19 protein-coding genes are annotated in these 20790 nt (G+C 72.7%); 17 read left to right on the top strand and 2 right to left on the bottom strand.

From position 1 onward, the window contains the following. The first annotated feature begins 101 nt into the window (after positions 1 to 101). The 6 genes from NRK68_RS24000 (at position 102) to NRK68_RS24025 (ending at position 6408) form a co-directional block, all read left to right on the top strand. Positions 102 to 1100, top strand: a complete 999-nt coding sequence (locus NRK68_RS24000) for an ABC transporter permease (protein WP_183067417.1) — start codon at positions 102 to 104, stop codon at positions 1098 to 1100. Continuing rightward, complete coding sequence (locus tag NRK68_RS24005; protein ID WP_183067418.1) at positions 1097 to 2230, top strand: ABC transporter ATP-binding protein; 1134 nt, start codon at positions 1097 to 1099, stop codon at positions 2228 to 2230. The genes NRK68_RS24000 and NRK68_RS24005 overlap by 4 nt, the downstream gene beginning before the upstream one ends. Further along, positions 2227 to 3333 carry an ABC transporter ATP-binding protein gene (locus NRK68_RS24010; RefSeq protein ID WP_183067419.1) on the top strand — a complete coding sequence of 369 codons (1107 nt, stop codon included), beginning with the start codon at positions 2227 to 2229 and terminating at the stop codon, positions 3331 to 3333. Before NRK68_RS24005 ends, NRK68_RS24010 begins: the two co-directional genes overlap by 4 nt. Positions 3334 to 3578: 245 nt before the next feature. After that, complete coding sequence (locus NRK68_RS24015; RefSeq protein WP_046776240.1) at positions 3579 to 4235, top strand: trimeric intracellular cation channel family protein; 657 nt, start codon at positions 3579 to 3581, stop codon at positions 4233 to 4235. 46 nt (positions 4236 to 4281) lie between these two features. Next, positions 4282 to 5136: a thioesterase family protein gene (locus NRK68_RS24020; protein WP_257856674.1), complete on the top strand. Its 855-nt coding sequence runs from the start codon at positions 4282 to 4284 to the stop codon at positions 5134 to 5136. Positions 5137 to 5244: 108 nt separating this feature from the next. Next, complete coding sequence (locus tag NRK68_RS24025; RefSeq protein WP_183067421.1) at positions 5245 to 6408, top strand: cysteine desulfurase family protein; 1164 nt, start codon at positions 5245 to 5247, stop codon at positions 6406 to 6408. 31 nt (positions 6409 to 6439) lie between these two features. Here NRK68_RS24025 and NRK68_RS24030 read toward each other — a convergent pair whose 3' ends face one another. Then, the gene (locus NRK68_RS24030) at positions 6440 to 7105 is read right to left on the bottom strand and encodes an N-acetylmuramoyl-L-alanine amidase (protein WP_183067422.1); all 666 of its coding nucleotides are present in this window, start codon (positions 7103 to 7105) and stop codon (positions 6440 to 6442) included. 70 nt (positions 7106 to 7175) lie between these two features. On the opposite strand from NRK68_RS24030, the gene mnmA reads away from it, so the two are divergent. Continuing rightward, positions 7176 to 8309 carry a tRNA 2-thiouridine(34) synthase MnmA gene (gene mnmA, locus NRK68_RS24035; RefSeq protein WP_183067423.1) on the top strand — a complete coding sequence of 378 codons (1134 nt, stop codon included), beginning with the start codon at positions 7176 to 7178 and terminating at the stop codon, positions 8307 to 8309. 11 nt (positions 8310 to 8320) lie between these two features. Here the strand turns inward: mnmA and NRK68_RS24040 are convergent, their stop codons facing one another. Further along, complete coding sequence (locus tag NRK68_RS24040) at positions 8321 to 9244, bottom strand: NADP-dependent oxidoreductase (RefSeq protein ID WP_183067424.1); 924 nt, start codon at positions 9242 to 9244, stop codon at positions 8321 to 8323. 127 nt (positions 9245 to 9371) lie between these two features. Here NRK68_RS24040 and NRK68_RS24045 point away from each other — a divergent pair, with 127 nt between their 5' ends. The 10 genes from NRK68_RS24045 (at position 9372) to NRK68_RS24090 (ending at position 20787) form a co-directional block, all read left to right on the top strand. After that, positions 9372 to 10409, top strand: a complete 1038-nt coding sequence (locus NRK68_RS24045) for a GlxA family transcriptional regulator (RefSeq protein WP_220819110.1) — start codon at positions 9372 to 9374, stop codon at positions 10407 to 10409. Between the two features lie 94 nt (positions 10410 to 10503). Then, positions 10504 to 10848 (top strand): DUF1330 domain-containing protein, encoded by a 345-nt coding sequence (locus tag NRK68_RS24050; RefSeq protein ID WP_183067425.1) that lies wholly within the window; start codon positions 10504 to 10506, stop codon positions 10846 to 10848. Further along, positions 10848 to 11798 (top strand): hypothetical protein, encoded by a 951-nt coding sequence (locus NRK68_RS24055; RefSeq protein WP_257856675.1) that lies wholly within the window; start codon positions 10848 to 10850, stop codon positions 11796 to 11798. Before NRK68_RS24050 ends, NRK68_RS24055 begins: the two co-directional genes overlap by 1 nt. 224 nt (positions 11799 to 12022) lie before the next feature. Then, positions 12023 to 12712, top strand: a complete 690-nt coding sequence (locus tag NRK68_RS24060; protein WP_183067427.1) for an SDR family oxidoreductase — start codon at positions 12023 to 12025, stop codon at positions 12710 to 12712. Beyond that, complete coding sequence (locus tag NRK68_RS24065) at positions 12709 to 13692, top strand: methionine synthase (protein WP_183067428.1); 984 nt, start codon at positions 12709 to 12711, stop codon at positions 13690 to 13692. Before NRK68_RS24060 ends, NRK68_RS24065 begins: the two co-directional genes overlap by 4 nt. Before the next feature lie 30 nt (positions 13693 to 13722). After that, entirely contained in the window at positions 13723 to 15924 is a 2202-nt protein-coding gene (ligA, locus tag NRK68_RS24070) for an NAD-dependent DNA ligase LigA (RefSeq protein ID WP_257856676.1), read from the top strand. A gap of 387 nt (positions 15925 to 16311) precedes the next feature. Further along, positions 16312 to 18492, top strand: coding sequence for a putative bifunctional diguanylate cyclase/phosphodiesterase (locus NRK68_RS24075; RefSeq protein ID WP_257856677.1), 2181 nt, complete (start codon positions 16312 to 16314; stop codon positions 18490 to 18492). 257 nt (positions 18493 to 18749) lie between these two features. Then, complete coding sequence (gene gatC / locus NRK68_RS24080) at positions 18750 to 19046, top strand: Asp-tRNA(Asn)/Glu-tRNA(Gln) amidotransferase subunit GatC (RefSeq protein ID WP_030030671.1); 297 nt, start codon at positions 18750 to 18752, stop codon at positions 19044 to 19046. 5 nt (positions 19047 to 19051) lie between these two features. After that, on the top strand, positions 19052 to 20545 hold the full coding sequence (gatA, locus tag NRK68_RS24085) for an Asp-tRNA(Asn)/Glu-tRNA(Gln) amidotransferase subunit GatA (protein WP_183067431.1): 1494 nt from the start codon (positions 19052 to 19054) through the stop codon (positions 20543 to 20545). Further along, positions 20542 to 20787 (top strand): hypothetical protein, encoded by a 246-nt coding sequence (locus tag NRK68_RS24090; protein WP_030030669.1) that lies wholly within the window; start codon positions 20542 to 20544, stop codon positions 20785 to 20787. The genes gatA and NRK68_RS24090 overlap by 4 nt, the downstream gene beginning before the upstream one ends. The last annotated feature ends 3 nt before the right edge of the window (positions 20788 to 20790 follow it).

A 20790-nucleotide genomic window follows, 5' to 3' on the forward strand; every position in this document is an offset into this window, starting at 1 on the left:
GCCACACCCGCTAGGCACGAAGGGCAGGTGATGGCCGCGGTTACGGCCTGGGGGCGCTCTCCGGAAGAGGGCGCCCCCGGGCCGCAGCCAGGCCGAGCGCAGTGCTTGCATACCTCATCCGACGGATCTTCGCCGTCCTCGTCATGCTGCTGGTCATCACCTTGGTGACCTTCGGAATCTTCTTCCTCTTCCCGAAGCTGATCGGGACGGACCCTGCCCTGTACTTCGTGGGCAAGCAGTCCGACCCCATCGCCATCGAGGGCATCCGGCAGAAGATGGGTCTCGACGACCCGATCCTCGTCCAGTTCGGCAAGTTCGTCGTCGGGCTGGTGGCGGGTCGCACGTACGCCAACGGCTCCGACGTCACGCACTGCGCCGCGCCCTGCTTCGGATACTCCTTCAAGACCGAGCAGGAGGTCTGGCCGCTGCTGCTGGACTGGTTCCCGGTCACGCTCTCCCTCGCCCTGGGCGCCGTCGTGCTCTGGGTGGCCGGCGGTGTCGCCACCGGTGTGATCTCCGCACTCAAGCGGGGCAGCGTCCTGGACCGCTCGGCCATGGGCGTCGCCCTCGCCGGAGTCTCCCTCCCCATCTACTTCACGGGCATGCTCGTCATCGCCCTCTTCTCCGACCAGCTCGGCTGGTTCGGACGACCGGAGGCGACCTTCGCCGACGATCCGGCCAAGTGGTTCAACGGCATGATCCTGCCGTGGGTCTCGCTCGCCTTCCTCTACGCGGCGATGTACGCGCGGCTCACCCGCGCGACCATGCTCGAAGTCCTGAACGAGGACTACATCCGCACCGCCCGCGCCAAGGGCCTGACGGAACCCGTCGTCATCGGCAAGCACGCCATGCGCTCGACGATGACACCGATCCTGACCGTCCTGGGCCTCGACCTCGGCGCCCTGATGGGCGGCGCGGTCCTGACCGAGTACACGTTCTCGCTGCACGGCCTGGGATACAGCGCCGTGCGCGCCATCAGCGAGCACGACCTCCCGGTCATCCTGGGCATCACCCTGATCTCCGCGTTCTTCGTCGTCGCCGCGAACCTCATCGTTGACCTCCTGTACGCGGTGATCGACCCCCGAGTGAGGCTGTCATGACCGACCCGACCAAGACCGGAGAGACCACCGCACCGACCGGAGCGCCCAACCAGCCCTACGACGGGTCGCCGGGCTCCACCGCCTTCCTCGACGTCCGCGACCTCAAGGTGCACTTCCCGACCGAGGACGGCCTGGTCAAGTCGGTCGACGGCCTCTCCTTCACCCTGGAGAAGGGCAAGACCCTCGGCATCGTGGGCGAGTCCGGATCCGGCAAGTCGGTCACCTCGCTCGGCATCATGGGCCTGCACCGCGTGGGCCAGTACGGCCGCCAGCGGGCCCGGATCTCCGGCGAGATCTGGCTCGACGGGAAGGAACTGCTCTCCGCCGACGAGGACGAGGTGCGCAGGCTGCGCGGCCGGGAGATCGCGATGATCTTCCAGGACCCGCTGTCGGCGATGCACCCCTACTTCACCGTCGGCAAGCAGATCGCCGAGGCCTACCGGGTCCACCACAAGGTGGACAAGAAGGCCGCCCGCCGACGGGCCGTCGAACTCCTCGACCGCGTCGGCATCCCGGAGCCCCACAAGCGGGTCGACAGCTACCCGCACGAGTTCTCCGGCGGCATGCGCCAGCGCGCGATGATCGCGATGGCGCTGGTCAACAACCCCGAACTGCTCATCGCGGACGAGCCGACGACCGCCCTGGACGTCACCGTCCAGGCCCAGATCCTCGACCTGATCCGGGACCTCCAGAAGGAGTTCGGCTCCGCGGTCATCATGATCACGCACGACCTCGGCGTGGTCGCCGAGATGGCCGACGAACTCCTCGTGATGTACGGCGGCCGGTGTGTCGAGCGGGGCACCGCCGAGAAGGTCTTCTACGAGCCGCGGCACCCCTACACCTGGGGGCTGCTGGGCTCGATGCCGCGCATCGACCGTGAGCAGACCGAGCGCCTCATCCCGGTCAAGGGCTCGCCGCCCAGCCTCATCAACATCCCGAGCGGCTGTGCCTTCAACCCGCGCTGCCCGTACGCGGACGTGCCCAAGGGCGATGTCACCCGCACCGTGCGCCCCGAGCTCACGGCGACGGACGACGCCGGGCAGGACGGCACCCGCCACTGGTCCGCCTGCCACATGTCGCAGGAGGAGCGGACCCGGATCTGGACCGAAGAGATTGCGCCGAAGCTGTGACCGACACCCAGAAGACGGATCCGGCCGTCACCCTTCCGGCACAGGCCACGGACTCTCCCGAGCCGCTGCTCAAGGTCACCGGCCTGACCAAGCACTTCCCCATCACCAAGGGGCTGCTGCGCAGGCAGTCCGGCGCGGTCAAGGCCGTCGACGGCCTCGACTTCGACGTGCGGCGCGGTGAGACCCTCGGCATCGTCGGCGAGTCCGGCTGCGGCAAGTCGACGATGGGCCGCCTGATCACGCGGCTGCTCGAACCGACCGGCGGCCGGATTGAGTTCGAGGGCAAGGACATCACGCACCTGGGGGTGGCGGGCATGCGTCCGCTGCGCCGCGACGTGCAGATGATCTTCCAGGACCCCTACGGTTCGCTGAACCCGCGCCACACGGTGGGCACCATCGTCAGCGCCCCGTTCAAGCTCCAGAACGTCACCCCGGAGGGCGGGCTCAAGGCGGAGGTCCAGCGGCTGCTGTCGCTCGTCGGCCTCAACCCGGAGCACTACAACCGCTACCCGCACGAGTTCTCGGGCGGCCAGCGCCAGCGCATCGGCATCGCGCGGGCCCTGGCGCTCAAGCCGAAGCTGGTGGTCGCGGACGAGCCCGTCTCGGCGCTGGACGTCTCGATCCAGGCCCAGGTGGTCAACCTGCTGGACGACCTCCAGGAGGAGCTCGGCCTGACCTACGTGATCATCGCGCACGACCTCTCGGTCATCCGGCACGTCTCGGACCGCATCGCGGTGATGTACCTGGGCAAGATCGTCGAGCTCGCCGACAACAAGTCGCTGTACGGGGAGCCGATGCACCCGTACACCACGGCCCTGATGTCGGCCGTGCCGGTACCGGACCCGAGGCGGCGGGGCGCCAAGAGCGGCCGCATCCTGCTCAAGGGCGACGTGCCGTCGCCGATCTCGCCGCCGAGCGGCTGCCGCTTCCACACGCGCTGCTGGAAGGCGACGCAGATCTGCGCGACGCAGGAGCCGCCGCTGCTGGCGCTGAAGCCGGGCCACCAGGTGGCCTGCCACCACCCGGAGAACGCCCCCGACCAGGCCCCGGGCGACAAGCCCCTCCCGGGCGCGTCGGACACGGTGACGACGGCGACGGAGTGACCGCGTGCGGGCGGGCCGCAACGGCCCGCCCGCACCACCCGAGTCTCGCCGGCCAAACCCCGGCCGAATCCGGCCCCGCCGGCGTTTGAGGCGCGGGGGCTCGGGGGCAGCGCCCCCGCAACGGCGCCGCACGGCATTGACCCGCCGGTCAAAGCCGGCCCCGCCCGGGGGCCCGTCCCCGCGGCGGCGGAGCCCCGCATTCCGCCGAGCCCGCCGCAGGCGGCCCGGCAGGCGACAATGGCCCCGTGCTCCACGATCTCTTCCCGCCGGGGGTCCAGCATGCCCTGGACCTCGCCGGCATCTTCGTCTTCGCCACCTCCGGCGCCCTGCTCGCCGTCCGCAAGAACTTCGACGTCTTCGGCATCGCCGTCCTCGCCCTCGTCACGGCCCTCGGCGGCGGCCTCTTCCGCGACCTCGTCATCGGCGCGGTCCCGCCGGCCGCCTTCGGCGAGCTGAGCTTCTTCGTCACCCCGCTCATCGCCGCCGCGTTCGTCTTCTTCCTGCACCCCGAGGTCCAGCGGATCAACCGGGCCATCAACGTCTTCGACGCCGCCGGCCTCGCGCTGTTCTGCGTCACCGGCACGACCAAGGCGTACGAGTACGGCCTCGGCCTGACCGCGTCCGCCGCGCTGGGCCTCGCCACGGCCGTCGGTGGCGGCGTACTGCGCGACGTCCTGGTCAACGAGGTGCCCTCGCTGCTGCGCGACCGCGAGATGTACGCCGTGCCCGCCACCGTCGGCGCGGCGATGGTCGCCGTCTCCATCGCGCTGGAGTCGCTCAACGCGATCACCACCGCCCTGGCGATCGTCACCACCTTCGTCCTGAGGCTGCTCGCGATGCGCTACCACTGGCGGGCGCCACTGGCCTGGAACCGGCGCTCCTCGGTGGCCGAAGAGCCGTAACGAGAGAAAGCTACCGCTTAGTAGCAAGCGGGTGTACCGTCGTTCCATGTCATATGCAGCTGCCCAGGCATCCATCGGCGACAGCGAGTTCGACCGCGACACCGCCATCACCGAACGCGCGGACGAGCCCGGCGTGTACGACGCGGAGCTCTCCGCCGGCTGGACGATCATCGCCGCCGTCAACGGCGGCTACCTGCTCGCCCTCGTCGGCCGGGCCCTGGCGGCGGCCCTCCCGCACCCGGACCCCTTCACGGTGTCCGCGCACTACCTGACCTCCTCCGTGCCCGGCCCCGCCGTGATCCGCACCGAGGTCGTCCGGGTCGGCCGCACCCTCTCCACCGGCCAGGCGTCGCTCTTCCAGTACGACGAGCACGGCAGGGAGGTCGAGCGCATCCGCGTCCTCGCCTCCTACGGCGACCTCGCGTCCCTGCCCGACGACGTGCGGACGGTCGCCGTGCCGCCGCTCATGCCCTCCTACGAGAACTGCATCGGCCCCGAGGCCGGCCCCGCGCCGATTCCCGGCAGCTCCGCCATCGTGGACCGGCTCCGGCTCCGGCTGGACCCGGCGACGGCGGGCTGGGCCGTCGGCGCACCCTCCGGCAAGGGCGAGATGCGGGCCTGGTTCGAGCTGGCCGACGGCCGCGACGCCGACCCGCTCTCCATGCTCCTCGCGGTGGACGCGCTGCCGCCGACCGCCTTCGACCTCGGCCTGGTGGCCTGGACCCCGACCGTGGAGCTCACCACGCACATCCGCCGCCGCCCGGCCCCGGGCCCGCTGCGGATCTCCATCACCACGCGCAACCTGGCCGGCGGCTTCCTGGAGGAGGACGCCGAGGTCTGGGACTCCACCGATCACCTCGTCGCCCAGTCCCGCCAGCTGGCGCGCGCCCTGCGCATGTGACGAGCCGCCCGGCCGGGGAGCTGCGGGTGCGGTACGAGCCCCGCGCCCCGGCCGGATCGGGTCCCGCCGGGCGGAAGCGCGAGGGCGGGCCCCTAGAATCGGGGGATCATGGCCTACCTCGACCACGCCGCCACCACCCCCATGCTGCCGGAGGCCGCCGCGGCGATGACCGCGCAGTTCGCCGCCACGGGGAACGCCTCCTCCCTGCACGCCGCCGGCCGCCGGGCCCGCCGTACCGTCGAGGAGGCCCGCGAGGCCTTCGCCGAGGCGATCGGCGCCCGCCCCAGCGAGGTGGTCTTCACCGCGGGCGGCACGGAGGCCGACAACCTCGCCGTCAAGGGCCTCTACTGGGCCCGGCGCGACGCGGACCCCGCGCGGACCCGGATCATCGCCAGCCCCGTCGAACACCACGCCGTGCTCGACGCCGTGCACTGGCTCGCCGAGCACGAGGGCGCCCGGGTCGACTACCTGCCTGTGGACCGCTACGGACGCGTGCACCCCGACGCCTTCCGCGAAGCCGTCGAGCGCAACCCCGACGACGTCGCGCTGGCCACCGTCATGTGGGCCAACAACGAGATCGGCACCGTCATGCCGGTCCGCGAACTGGCCTCCATCGCCCGCGAGGCGGGCATCCCGCTGCACTCCGACGCCGTCCAGGCCTTCGGGCAGCTCGACGTCCACTTCGGCGACAGCGGACTCGCCGCCATGACCGTCAGCGGCCACAAGATCGGCGGCCCCTACGGCATCGGAGCGCTGCTCCTCGGCCGCGACCAGAGCCCCGTACCCGTCCTGCACGGCGGCGGCCAGGAGCGGCACGTCCGCTCCGGCACCCTCGACGTGCCCGCCATCGCCGCCTTCGCGGTGGCCGCGGTCCTCGCCGCCGAGCGGCGCGAGCAGTTCGCCACCGAGATCGGCGCCCTGCGCGACGAACTGGTCGCCGCCGTCCTGGCCGCCGTGCCCGACGCCGTCCTCGGAGGCGACCCGGAAGAGCGGCTTCCGGCCAATGCGCACTTCAGCTTCCCCGGCTGCGAGGGTGACTCTCTACTGCTCCTGCTCGACGCCCAGGGCATCGAGTGCTCCACCGGCTCGGCCTGCACCGCGGGCGTCGCCCAGCCGAGCCACGTCCTGCTGGCGGCGGGCACCGACCCGCAGCTGGCCCGCGGCACCCTGCGCTTCTCCCTCGGCCACACCTCCACCAAGGAGGACGTCGCCGCCCTGGCCGCCGCCATCGGTCCGGCCGTCGAACGCGCCCGGACGGCAGGCCTCAGCTGAGCGTCCGGGAGGCTCAGGCCGTGCCTTCGGATCAGGCCGAAGCGGCCAGGGCCTCCCGGACCATGCGTATGTAGCGGTCCCAGTCCCAGTGGTCGCCCGGGTCGGTGTGGTCGGCGCCGGGCACCTCCGAGTGCCCGACGATGTGCCCCCGGTCCGCCGGGAAGTCGTAGCGGCGGCAGATGCCGGCGGCCAGCCTCGCCGACGCCGCGTACATGTCGTCCGTGAAATCCTTCGGCCGGTCCACGAAGCCGACGTGCTCGATGCCGACGCTGCGCTCGTTCATCGAGCGGTTGCCCGCGTGGAAGGCCACGTCCAGCTCGCGCACCATCTGCTCCACATGCCCGTCGCCGCGGACTATGTAGTGCGCCGAAGCCTTGTGCCACGGGTTCTTGAAGGCGTCCACCGAGGACTGGAAGCCGCCCTGTGTGACATGCACGACGATCCGGTCCACCCGGTAGTCGTCGGGCCGGTCCGCCATCCGCCAGTTCGCCGGCGAGGCCGCGGTCCACCCCGCCCCCACGTGGTCGATCTCACCCTCCTTGCGCGGCTTGGCCACTCCCGGCAGCAGCCACCACGCCCGGCTGATCTCGTCCCGCCCCGCCACCGCCGCCGCGGCCACCACCCCGAGGCCACCGAACAGCACCGCACGGCGCGTGCGGCTCTTCGGCTTCGACCCGGTGTTCCCCTGCTCGGTCATGTGATCCACCCCCCTTGACCCGATAACGCGCTGTGACCCCGCTCGGTTCCCCCGTACCCTGGACGGTGCTATGACTGAGAACCTGCCGCGCACCGACCGCCCCCTTCGCGTCCTGGCCGCCATGTCCGGCGGAGTGGACTCCGCCGTCGCCGCCGCCCGCGCCGTCGAAGCCGGGCACGACGTGACCGGCGTCCACCTCGCGCTCTCCGCGAACCCGCAGTCCTTCCGGACCGGCGCACGCGGCTGCTGCACCATCGAGGACTCCCGCGACGCCCGCCGCGCCGCCGACGTCATCGGCATCCCCTTCTACGTCTGGGACCTCGCCGAGCGCTTCCGCGAGGACGTCGTCGAGGACTTCATCTCCGAGTACGAGGCCGGGCGCACTCCGAACCCCTGCCTGCGCTGCAACGAGAAGATCAAGTTCGCGGCGCTGCTCGACAAGGCCCTCGCCCTCGGCTTCGACGCCGTCTGCACCGGCCACTACGCCACCGTCGTGCTCAAGGAGGACGGCTCCCGCGAACTGCACCGCGCCTCCGACATGGCCAAGGACCAGTCGTACGTCCTCGGCGTCCTCGACGAGAAGCAGCTCGCCCACGCCCTCTTCCCGCTCGGCGACACCCTCACCACCAAGGACGAGATCCGCGCCGAGGCGGAGCAGCGCGGCCTGGCCGTCGCGAAGAAGCCCGACAGCCACGACATCTGCTTCATCGCGGACGGCGACACCCAGGGCTTCCTCGCCGACCGTCTCGGCAAGGCCGAGGGCGACATCGTCGACGAGGCGACCGGCGAGAAGGTCGGCACCCACGAGGGCGCCTTCGGCTTCACCATCGGCCAGCGCAAGGGCCTGCGGATCGGCCACCCCGCCCCCGACGGCAAGCCGCGCTACGTCCTCGACATCTCCCCGGTGAACAACACCGTCACCGTCGGCCCCGTCGAGGCCCTCGACGTCAGCGCCCTCACCGCGATCCGGCCCCGCTGGTGCGGTGCCGAGGCGGCCGCCCCGGGCACCTACACCGCGCAGCTGCGCGCCCACGGCGGCGAGACCGAGGTCTTCGCCGAGGTCGTGGACGGCGAGCTGCGCGTGTCCTTCACCGAGCCCGTCCGCGGCGTGGCCCCCGGCCAGGCGATCGTGCTCTACGACGGCACCCGCGTGGTCGGCTCCGCCACCATCGCCACGACGACGCGGGCCGCCGCAGCCGTCTGACGGGCCCCCGGTCAGACCACCGTCAGGACGATCTTGCCGGTGGTCCGGCCCTGCTCGCCGATCTCGTGGGCCCGGGCGGCGTCCGCCAGCGGCAGCACCGTCTCGACCAGCGGCTTCAGCAGGCCCCTGTCCGCCAGGTCTGCGATCGCCTCCAGCCCCTTGAGGTCCGGGTCGACCAGCACCCAGGAGGCGTTGACCCCCTCGGCGCCGGCCGGGACGTCGTCCGGACCGGGCAGGGACACCAGGTGTCCGCCGGTCCGGAGGACCTTCAGGCTGCGTTCGGCGGTGTCCCCGCCCAGCGCGTCCAGGACGACGTCGACGTCCGAGACCGCCTCGGCGAAGTCCACCGAGCGGTAGTCGATCAGTTCGTCGGCGCCCAGCCCGCGCAGCACCTCGTGCTTGGCGGCGCTGGCGGTGCCGATCACGTACGCGCCGCGCGCCTTGGCGATCTGCACCGCCAGGTGACCGACGCCGCCGGCCGCCGCGTGCACGAGCACCCGCTGGCCGGCCGTGACGCCGGCCGTGTCCACCAGCGCCTGCCAGGCGGTGAGCGCCGCCAGCGGCAGGGCCGCCGCCTGCACGTGGTCGAGGGAGCCGGGCTTGCGGGCGAAGTGCCGCGCCGGGGCCACCACGTACTCGGCGTAACCGCCCGCCTGGCGCGGGAAGTGCGGCATGCCGTACACCTCGTCGCCGGGGGCGTACAGGGTGACGCCGGGGCCGACCGCCTCGACGGTGCCCGAGACGTCCCAGCCCACGATCGGGGTCTCGCCCCAGGCGATCAGGGCGCCGCTGGCGCGGGTCTTCCAGTCGACCGGGTTGACGCCCGCCGCGTGGACCCGGACGAGGACCTCGCCCAGCCCCGGCTCCGGCCGCTCGATCTCCCGCTCGACCAGGTTCTCCGGGCCGCCCCACTCGTTGACGACGATCGCGCGCATCTCAGTCCGCCTCATTCCGTTCGTTTGCGTCCGATACCGGGCCGTTTCCCGGCGACGTGTCCCAGACTCGGGCACCGCGCACCCCCATGGTGTTGGCCGTATGGCCACTATGTGACAGGATCTGGCCATGGGTGATCTGCGCGAGAACCACGAGCACGCCGAGGACACGACCCGCCCCGGGAACGGCACGGACGGCCGGCACCTGGTCGCGGTGCTGGCCCTGCCAGGCTTCCCCCCGTTCGAGCTGGGCATACCCTCCCGGGTCTTCGGCAGCGCCGTGGACGACGACGGCGAAGCCCTGTACGAGGTCGTCGTCTGCACCGCCGACGGCGCTCCCGTGGCCAGCGACTCCGGGTTCACCCTCCAGCCCGCCGCCGGACCCGAGGCCCTCGCCGCCGCCGACACCGTGATCGTCCCGCCCACCCACGCCATGCCCGAGCTCGCCCGCGGCGGGCCGCTGCCGCCCGCGGTCGCCGAGGCCATCGCGGGCATCCGCCCCGGCACCCGCCTGGTGTCGATCTGCTCCGGCTCCTACGTGCTCGCCGCCGCCGGACTCCTCGACGACCGCCCCGCGACCACCCACTGGAACCTCGCCGAGGAGTTCCGCCGCGCCTACCCCCGGGTCCGCATCGACGAGGACGTCCTCTTCGTCGACGACGGCGACGTCCTGACCTCGGCCGGAGTCTCCGCCGGAGTCGACCTGTGCCTCCACCTGATCCGCCGCGACCACGGCGTCGCCGTCACCAACCGGGCCGCCCGCATGTGCGTCGTACCGCCCTGGCGCGACGGCGGGCAGGCCCAGTTCATCGACCGGCCCGTCCCCGAGCCCACCGTCGCCACCACCACCGCCACCCGCGCCTGGGCCCTGGAACGCCTCGCCGAACCGGTCAGCCTCGCCGAGCTCGCCGCCCACGCCCGGATGAGCCTGCGCACCTTCACCCGGCGCTTCCGCGACGAGGTGGGCATGACCCCGGTGCAATGGCTCACCGCCCAGCGCCTGGAGACGGCCCGTCACCTGCTCGAATCCAGCGACCTCCCGGTCGACCTCGTCGCCCACCGGTCCGGCTTCGGCTCCGCGAACTCCCTGCGCCAGCACATGCGCGCGTCCCTCGGCGTCTCCCCGATCGCCTACCGCCGCACCTTCCAGCCCGCCGCCCCGGCATGACCCCGGAGGTAATCGCCACCCCGGTCGCGCGCTGACAGGATCGGACCGACGGCCCGCACCGGCGGACCGGCCGGCATCGACAGGGGAGAAGACCATGACCGCGTACGCCATCGCCCACCTCCGCCCCGAGACGATGAACGAGGACGTCCTCGGCTACATCGAGGCCATCCAGTCGACGATGGACCCCTTCGGCGGCCGCTTCCTCGTGCACGGCAAGGAGGTCGAGGTCCTGGAGGGCCCCTTCCCCGGCACCGTCGTCGTCATCGGCTTCCCCGACATCGAGCGGGCCCGCGCCTGGTACGCCTCCGACGCCTACCAGGCCATCCTCCCGCTGCGCACGCGCCACATAGCGGGCGAGGCCGTCCTGGTCGAGGGCGTCCCGGCCGACTACGACGCGACGCGGACGGCGGCCCGCCTGCGCGCCGAAGCCGGCCTCTGATGGGCAACCGGGCCGTCTTCGTGATCGCGGGCCCCGACGGTCACACCCGCCACCGCTCCTCCCACGGCGCGGTGGCGCTCGACCTCGACCTGCTGGCCGGGCCCGAGGTGGTGCTCCCGTACCTGCGCGCCCACGCGCCCGACGACAGCTGGTACCCGGACGACATGGTCGAGGCGGGCGTCCTCGCCGACCCCTCCCGCAGGCTCCTGCTGGTCTTCGCGTGGGAGGGGCCCGCCGCCTCCCTGCGCACCCGGGCCGCCGGACTGGAGCTGCTGCGGCTCGCCTGGCCCGGCTGGGAGGTGCGCCGGCTCCACGACGGCCAGAGCGGGCTGCGGGCCCACCTCGGCCTCGCCCCGCAGGAGCGGGACACCGACGTGTGTCCCGGCCCGGCGCTGGAGCCGGACGACGAGGAACTGGCCGGTCCCGATCCCCTGGTCGCCGTGGTCACCGTCGGCACCGGCCGCTGCCACGTCCTCGCCGACATCGGCGACCATCCGGTCGAGGAGGGTCCCGCCCTGCTGGACCGGCTCCGGGACGCCCCCGACCACGGCCGGTACCGGCTGCGGGCCGATGCCGGGATCCATGTCGACCCGGCCCGGCGCCGCGTCGGCTGGTGGCTGAACACGGCCCGGGCCCACGCCCGCACCGTCGGGCGGCGGTGGCCCGGCTGGACGGTGGAGTTCTGGGAGGACCGCTGGGAGGAGCACGTACGGGCCTCCGGCGGCCGCTTCACCCCGCCCGCGCCGGACCGCGCCGCCGCACTGGCCGACGTACGGGCGCAGGCGCTCCGGCGGTGGGCCGGGCCGCGGGCCGACGTGCGGGCACGGCTCGTCGCCGCGCTCCCGCACGCCACGATCGGCCAGGGCTTCGGCCCCTCCGTCACCGCGGAGCGGGCGGCCGCCGCCCGCGCCGCAGTGGAGCGGGCCTACGCGGCGGCCGTCGGCACCTGACCGCGACCTTCCGGCCCCGCGGTCCGTGGGACGGCCGTCGGCGCCGGCTTCCCGCCCGTCGCCGCCCGCCGTCGCCGCCCGGCCTAGCGGGCGGCCGGGCGCGGGCCGTCCTCGTACGCTCCCGGCGGGCCGCCGCGGCAGGCCGAGCCGCCCGGCCCGGCCCCGGGGCCGGGACCCCGGGGCTTCCCCCGCTCCGGCGCGCCGGACCTGCGAGCATGGGCCCCATGGCTACTCACCTGATCACCGGTGCCGGTTCCGGCATCGGCGCCGCCGTCGCGGCTCGCCTGCACGCCCGCGGCGACGACCTCGTCCTCCTGGCCCGTGACGCCGCCCGCGGCAGGCAGCTCGTCGAGCGCTACCCCGGCTCCCGGGCCCTCGTGGGCGACCTCGCCGACCCCGACCGGCTCTCCTGGGCCTTCTCCAAGCAGGCGGTACCCGAGCGCATCGACTCGCTCCTGCACATCGCCGGGATCGTGGACCTCGGACCGGTGGGCGAGCTGCGCCCCAAGACCTGGCACCAGCAGCTCAACGTGAACCTGATCGCCCCCGCCGAGGTGACCCGGCTGCTGCTGCCCACCCTGCGCGCCTCCAAGGCCACCGTCGTCTTCGTGAACTCCGGCGCCGGACTCAACGCCCACGCCGACTGGAGCGCGTACGCCGCCTCCAAGCACGGCCTGAAGGCCCTCGCCGACTCGCTGCGCGCCGAGGAGCGGGCCAACGGCGTCCGCGTCACCTCCGTCTACCCGGGCCGCACCGCCAGCCCCATGCAGGCCAAGGTGCACTCCCAGGAGGGCAAGGAGTACGACCCCGCCGCCTGGATCGACCCCGAGTCGGTGGCGACCACCATCGTCATGGCCGTCGACCTGCCCCGCGACGCCGAGGTCAACGACCTGTCCGTCAGGCCGGGCCGATGAGCGCAGGCGCGACCGGCGTCGGCTCGCTGCCCGGCGGCGACGCCCGCGAGGCCGCCAAGACGGCGACCGGCTCCTTCGAGGACTTCCCGTACCTGCCCGAACTGCCTGCCCGCGGGCCCGGCGCGGACATGATCGGCCGCTCGACCGGGCTGCTCGTCGACATGTACGCGCACGTGGAGCCCAGCGGCTGGCGGATCAGCGACCGGCCCGGGCGCGACACCCGCCGGGCCCGGTCCTGGCTCGGCGAGGACCTGGACGCCCTGGAGGAGTTCACCCAGGGCTACACCGGCAGGCTCAAGGTCCAGGCCGTCGGCCCGTGGACGCTGGCCGCCGCCCTGGAACTGCACGGCGGCGAGGCGATGCTGCAGGACGCCGGCGCCTGCCGGGACCTGGCCGGATCGCTCGCCGAGGGCCTGCGCGAGCACCTGGCCGACGTGCGCAGGCGGATCCCCGGCGCCGACATCGTGCTCCAGCTCGACGAGCCGTCCCTGACCGCGGTGCTGCTCGGCCGGGTCCGCTCCGCCAGCGGCTACCGCACCTACCGCGCCGTGGACCGGCAGGTCGTCGAGGGCGCGCTGCGCGACCTGTTCGCCGTCCACGACGGCGAGGTGATCGTCCACTCCTGCGCGCCCGAGGTCCCCTTCGGCCTGCTGCGTCGGGCCGGCGCCACGGGGGTGTCGTTCGATTTCTCCCTGCTCACGGAGCGCGAGGACGACGCCATCGGGGAGGCCGTCGAAGGCGGCACGAAGCTGTTCGCCGGAGTGGTGCCGGGCACCGACGGCCCGTTGTCGGACCCGGGCGGTAGCGTCATGGGTGTCAGGAAGCTCTGGCGCAGGCTGGGACTGGCCCCGGGGACTCTCGCGGAGTCCGTCGTGGTCACCCCCTCGTGCGGTCTCGCGGGTGCCTCGCCCGCCTACGCCCGCGCGGTGCAGGCGCATTGCGTCAGAGCGGCGAGGTCGCTCGCCGACAACCCTGAGTGACGGTCGGGACGGGCCACGGGAGGACACGGCATGGCAGCCGAACAGCAGGACACGGCAGTACCGGCGGCGGTGCGCGAACAGCACCAGCTGCTGGCCGAACAGGTCGAGGAGCACCGCTTCCGGTACTACGTGAACGACCAGCCGGTCGTCAGCGACGCCGAGTTCGACCGGCTGCTGCGTTCGCTGGAGGCGCTGGAGGAGCAGTACCCGGAGCTGCGCACGCCCGACTCGCCCACCCAGAAGGTGGCCGGGGCGTACGAGACGGACTTCGCCTCCGTCGAGCACCGCGAGCGCATGCTCTCCCTCGACAACGCCTTCGACGACGAGGAACTGTCCGCCTGGGCCGAGCGGGTGGCCCGGGACACGGGCACCTCCGCCTACCACTACCTGTGCGAGCTGAAGGTGGACGGCCTCGCCGTCAACCTCACCTACGAGAACGGCCGCCTCACCCGGGCGGCCACCCGCGGCGACGGCCGCACCGGTGAGGACATCACGCCCAACGTCCGCACCATCGCCGAGATCCCGGACCGGCTCTCGGGCGACCGGATCCCGGCGCTGGTGGAGATCCGCGGCGAGGTCTACTTCCCGATGGAGAAGTTCGAGGAACTCAACGCGAGACTCGTCGAGGCCGAGGGCAAGCCCTTCGCCAACCCGCGCAACGCCGCGGCCGGATCGCTGCGCCAGAAGGACCCGAAGGTCACCGCGAGCCGCCCGCTGCACATGGTCGTCCACGGCATCGGCGCCCGCGAGGGCTTCGAGATCGAGCGCCAGTCGCAGGCGTACGAGCTGCTGCGCGAGTGGGGCCTGCCCACCGCCCGGCACAACAAGGTGGTCTCCTCGCTCGCCGAGGTCCGGGAGTTCATCACGGAATTCGGCGCGAACCGGCACTCCGTCGAGCACGAGATCGACGGCGTCGTCGTCAAGCTCGACGAGATCGCCCTCCAGGGCCGGCTCGGCTCCACCGCCCGCGCCCCGCGCTGGGCCATCGCCTGGAAGTACGCGCCCGAAGAGGTCAACACCAAGCTGATCGACATCAAGGTCGGCGTCGGCCGCACCGGGCGCGTGACCCCGTACGCGCAGGTCGAGCCGGTCACGGTGGCCGGTTCCGAGGTCGAGTTCGCGACCCTGCACAACCAGGAGGTCGTCAAGGCCAAGGGCGTGCTCATCGGGGACACCGTGGTCCTGCGCAAGGCCGGTGACGTCATCCCCGAGATCCTCGGCCCGGTGGTCGACCTGCGCGACGGCACCGAGCGGGAGTTCGAGATGCCGGCCGAATGCCCCGCCTGCGGGACCGCGCTGCGGCCCATGAAGGAGGGGGACATCGACGTCCGCTGCCCCAACGGGCAGACCTGCCCCGCCCAGTTGCGCGAGCGGATCTACTACCTGGCGGGCCGGCAGGCGCTGGACATCGAGAACTTCGGCATCGTCGCGGCGGCCGCGCTGACCGGCCCGCTGGAGCCGGCCGAACCGCCCCTGCTCGACGAGGGCGACCTCTTCGACCTGACCATCGAGCAACTGCTGCCCATCAAGGCGTACGTCCTGGACCAGGACAGCGGACTGCCCAAGCGCGACCCGAAGACGGGCGAGGAGAAGATCGTCACGGTCTTCGCCAACCAGAAGGGCGAGCCGAAGAAGAACGCCCTGGCGATGCTGGAGAACATCGCGGCCGCGAAGGAGCGGCCGCTCGCCCGCATCATCAACGGCCTGTCCATCCGCCATGTCGGACCGGTCGCGGCCGAGGCGCTCGCCCGCGAGTTCCGCTCCATCGCCGCCATCGAGGCGGCGACCGAGGAGCAACTGACCGCGACCGACGGGGTCGGCGCGATCATCGCCGCCTCCCTCAAGGAGTGGTTCGCGGTCGACTGGCACCAGGAGATCCTGCGCAAGTGGCGGGAGGCCGGGGTGCGGATGGAGGAGGAAGGTTCCGCCGAGCAGGAGGGGCCGCGGCCCCTGGAGGGACTGACCGTGGTCGTCACCGGCACTTTGCAGAACCACACCCGGGACGGCGCCAAGGAGGCCCTGCAGAGCCGCGGCGCCAAGGTGACCGGATCCGTCTCCAAGAAGACCTCCTTCGTCGTGGTCGGCGACAACCCCGGCTCGAAGTACGACAAGGCCGTCCAGTTGAAGCTGCCCGTCCTCGACGACGCCGGCTTCGCCGTGCTGCTGGAGCAGGGCCCGGACGCGGCGCGCGAGGCCGCGCTCCCGGTGGACGGCGCGGCCGAAGGCGAGTAGGACCGAAGGGGGAATCACCGAAGGGGAGTAGCGAAGGCGAACGGATGCGTGGCGTGCGGCTGCACGGGCGGGCGCACGCCAGGCGCGGCGGACGGTGGTAAAAGGCCGGTACAAGGCTGGTCGCAGGGCGGTGACCTGTCGGATCATCGGTCGGGTGGCAGGGGGTCCCGGTCCAAACTCACCCGTTCGGCGGATACCGTACTCATGAGGATGGCTGGGGCGCATTCGGGCAACCACTGCCGACCGCTGCCCCTGGAAGCCTCCCGCGTCCTACTGTTGAGGGGTGCGCCTGTCGTGCACGGCTGCAGGACGCGACGTCCGGCCGTGGTGGCATGACATCGGGGCCATCGCGTGACATCGGCATCGCCGGCTGTGAGAGGTACGGGCATGAAACCCACCGAAAGCGCCGACCCGTCACCTGAATTCGGCGGGGACATCCCGTCCATGCGGGCGGGCAGGCTCGGTGTCCTGGGTGCCAGGACACCGGAGACCCGACCGGTCGACACCGGTGCGGGCGGACAGGGGCGGCGCGGCGTGCTGCCCTACCTCGTCGTAGGTCTCGCGGTCGCGGTCCTCACCACCGGCATCGCGTCCGCCCTGAGCGGCCGTCATGCGCTGTTCCCCGGCGGGCCCGTCGGCTGGGCGCTGGCCCTCCTCACCGGCATCATCGTCGGCCACCTGGTCGCCCTCGGCCGGGACCGCTGGTGGGGCGGCACCGGATCGGGTGCCGCGCTCACCCTCGGCGTGCTCATCCTCTACGGCTGGGTGCCCGCCGGACTGGTCTCGCTGGCCGTGGTCTCCCTGGTCGGGGCCGCGCGCCGGCACCGCTGGCGCCAGGGACTGCTCCACGGCTCCGTCGACATCCTCGGCATCGGAGCCGGCGCCCTCGTGCTCGCCGCCTTCGGCGAGACACCCACCGTCGAGACGCCCTGGCTGCCCGCCGTCTGGGGGCTGGACGCCGTACCCGAGATCGTCCTCGTCGCCGTCACCTACCTGCTCGCCACCCGGTTCCTGCTCTGGATCGCGCTCGCCCCGCGCGGCGGCGGGCTGCCCACCGTCGCCCGGACCGCCCTGCTCCGACAGGCCTTAGTCGCGGTCGCGCTGCTCGGCATCGCCCCCCTCATCTGCGTGGTCGCGGTCACCCAGCCGGTGCTGCTGCCGCTCTTCGCCGTCCCGCTGATCGCACTGGACTCCACCCTCTGGATCGCCCGGGCCCGCGCCGAGGAGCAGCTGCGGGACCCGCTGACCGGCCTGCCGAACCGGCAGTGGCTGCTGGAGCGGGCCTGGTCCGCCCTGGACGAGGCTGAACGTTTGGGCACCCGGTCGGCGCTCGTGCTCATCGACCTGGACCGCTTCCGGGCCGTCAACGACACCCTCGGGCACCTGGCGGGCGACCGGCTGCTCCTGCAGATCGCCGACCGGCTGCGCCAAGCCCTGCCCGAGGAGGCCGAGGCCGCGCGCCTGGGCGGCGACGAGTTCGCCGTCCTGCTCCCCGTCGCCGACTCCACCACCAGCGCCCAGCGCGTCGCCCGCCACCTGGTCGCGGCGCTCAGTTCCCCGCTCGACCTGGACGGACTCACGCTCGTCCTGGAGGCCAGCGCCGGCCTCGCCGTCTTCCCCGACCATGCACTGGACGCGGAGGGGCTGCTGCGGCGCGCGGACGTGGCGATGTACCAGGCCAAGCGGGACCGTACGGGCGTGGAGGTGTACGAGTCCAAGCGCGACAGCAACACCCCCGACCGCCTGGGTCTCCTCGGCGACCTGCGCCGGGCCCTCGACGCCGGCGAGGTGGAACTCCACTACCAGCCGAAGGTCCGCTTCGACGGACAGGTCGCGGGGCTCGAAGCACTCGTCCGATGGGTCCACCCGGAACGCGGGCGGGTCCCCCCGGACGAGTTCATCGCCATCGCCGAGACCTCCGGGCTGATGCCACACCTGACCGAGTACGTGCTGGAGACCGCCCTGGCCCAGGTGGCCCGCTGGCGCGCCCAGGGGCTGAAGGTCCCCGTCGCCGTCAACGTCTCCCCGCGCGACGTCCACACCCCCGGCTTCGCCGGAGCGGTGGCCGCGCGACTGGCCCGCCACGGGGTCCCGGCGAGCGGCCTGCAGCTGGAGATAACGGAACACGTCCTGCTGGAGGACCCCCAGCGGGCGGCGGACACCATGGCCGGCCTCACCGGGCACGGCGTGAAGATGTCCCTGGACGACTTCGGCACCGGCTACTCCTCCCTCGTCCACCTGCGCCGCCTGCCGGTCAGCGAGCTGAAGATCGACCGCTCGTTCGTGGGCCGGCTCGCGGTCGACACGCAGGACGCGGAGATCGTCCGCTGCACCGTGGACCTCGCGCACTCGCTCGGCCTGCTCGTCGTGGCCGAGGGAGTCGAGGACGACGAGACCTGGGAGCGGCTGCGGGACCTGGGCTGCGACGCCGTGCAGGGGTGGCTGGTGGCCGCCGCGATGCCGCCGCAGGAGGCCACCGCCTGGCTGCTGGCCCGCGGCGAGCGCGGCTGGCGCCGCCCCGCGGACATCACGGCGGAGCTGGCGGCGGCCGAGGCCGACGCGGTCTGACCGCCGCCGGCCCGTCGGCGAGCGGCGCCGCCCTGTCGGTGAGGGGCGCCGCCCTGTCGGTGAGCGGCGCCGGCCGTTCGGGGAGCGCCGCCGGCGATCGAGGCTCCGGTCCGGCGGAGCCGCACAGGCACCCGTGCGGCGGGCCCGCGCCCGGACCCGCACGGCGTCCCGGGCCAAACCGTTTCGCAGGCCGAGCGCCCGGACCCATAGGATTGGGTCCGAAACGAAACATCCACCCACCCCCAGAGGATCGCTGCATGCCTGGCATTACGCGCGAGGAGGTCGTCCACCTCGCACGGCTGGCGCGCCTTGAGCTGTCCAGCAACGAGCTGGATCACTTCGCCGGACAGCTCGACGACATCATCGGCGCGGTCGCCCGTGTCTCCGAGGTCGCCGACCAAGACGTCCCGCCGACCTCCCACCCGCTGCCGCTGACGAACGTCATGCGTGCGGACGAGGTCCGTCCGTCGCTCACCCCCGAGCAGGCGCTCTCCGGTGCTCCCGCCCAGGAGCAGCAGCGTTTCAAGGTGCCGCAGATCCTGGGGGAGGACTAACAGCCATGGTCGACATCATCAAGCTCACGGCCGCCGAGACCGCCGAGAAGATCGCCTCCGGCGAGCTCACGGCCGTCGAGGTGACCGAGGCCCACCTGGCCCGCATCGACGCCACCGACGAGAAGGTCCACGCCTTCCTGCACGTGGACCGCGAGGGCGCGCTCGCCCAGGCCCGCGCCGTCGACGCCAAGCGCGCGGCCGGCGAGAAGCTCGGCCCGCTGGCCGGCGTACCCCTCGCCCTCAAGGACATCTTCACCACCGTCGGGGTCCCGACCACCGTCGGTTCGAAGATCCTCGAAGGCTGGATCCCGCCCTACGACGCCACCCTGACGCGCAAGCTCAAGGAAGCCGACGTCGTCATCCTCGGCAAGACCAACATGGACGAGTTCGCCATGGGGTCCTCCACCGAGAACAGCGCCTACGGCCCGACCGGCAACCCCTGGGACCTCACCCGCATCCCCGGCGGCTCCGGCGGCGGCTCCGCCGCGGCCCTCGCCGCGTTCCAGGCCCCGCTCGCCATCGGCACGGACACCGGCGGCTCCATCCGCCAGCCCGCGGCCGTCACCGGCACCGTCGGCGTGAAGCCCACCTACGGCGGCGTCTCCCGCTACGGCATGGTCGCCTTCTCCTCCTCCCTCGACCAGGGCGGTCCCTGCGCCCGTACGGTCCTGGACGCGGCCCTGCTGCACGAGGTGATCGCCGGGCACGACCCGCTCGACTCCACCTCCATCGACGCCCCGGTCCCGCCGGTCGTCGAGGCCGCCCGCAACGGCTCCGTCACCGGCATGCGCGTCGGTGTCGTCAAGCAGTTCGCGGGCGAGGGCTACCAGGCCGGCGTCGTCCAGCGCTTCAACGAGTCGGTGGAGCTCCTCAAGGAGCTCGGCGCCGAGATCGTCGAGCTGGACTGCCCGTCCTTCGACCTCGCGATGGCCGCGTACTACCTGATCGCGCCCTCCGAGTGCTCCTCGAACCTGGCCCGTTTCGACGCCATGCGCTACGGCCTGCGCGTCGGCGACGACGGCACCAGGTCCGCCGAGGACGTCACCGCCCTGACCCGCGAAGCCGGCTTCGGCGACGAGGTCAAGCGCCGCATCATCCTCGGTACGTACGCGCTCAGCTCCGGCTACTACGACGCGTACTACGGCTCCGCCCAGAAGGTCCGCACGCTCATCTCGCAGGACTTCGAGAAGTCCTTCGAGCAGGTCGACGTGATCGTCTCCCCGACGACCCCGACCACCGCCTTCGCGATCGGTGAGCGCACCGACGACCCGCTGGCGATGTACCTCGCGGACCTGTGCACCATCCCGACCAACCTGGCCGGCAACTCGGCCATGTCGCTGCCCTGCGGCCTGGCGCCGGAGGACGGCCTCCCGGTCGGGCTGCAGATCATCGCCCCCGCGATGAAGGACGACCGGCTCTACAAGGTCGGTGCCGCCGTCGAGGCCGCCTTCGTCGCGCGCTGGGGTCACCCGCTGCTCGAGGAGGCACCGTCGCTGTGAGCACCAGTGCACTGTCCAAGGCCAAGGGCTTCAAGAAGTCCAAGACCGGCACCTACCTGTCGATCGGCACCACCGCCTTCGGCGCCATCAGCGTGTTCAAGCAGGTCAAGAAGGCCCGCAGCGAGCACGACATGCTGAAGCTGGTCGACGCCGCCGTGTCCGCCGCCGCCATCGTCACCGGCCTCGCGATCCTGTACCGCGAGCTCAAGCGCCTGGGCGACGACGACGTCCTGCTGGGCTGAGAG

This window comes from Streptomyces yangpuensis (assembly GCF_024666385.1).
GTDB classification, from domain to species: Bacteria; Actinomycetota; Actinomycetes; order Streptomycetales; family Streptomycetaceae; genus Streptomyces; species Streptomyces yangpuensis.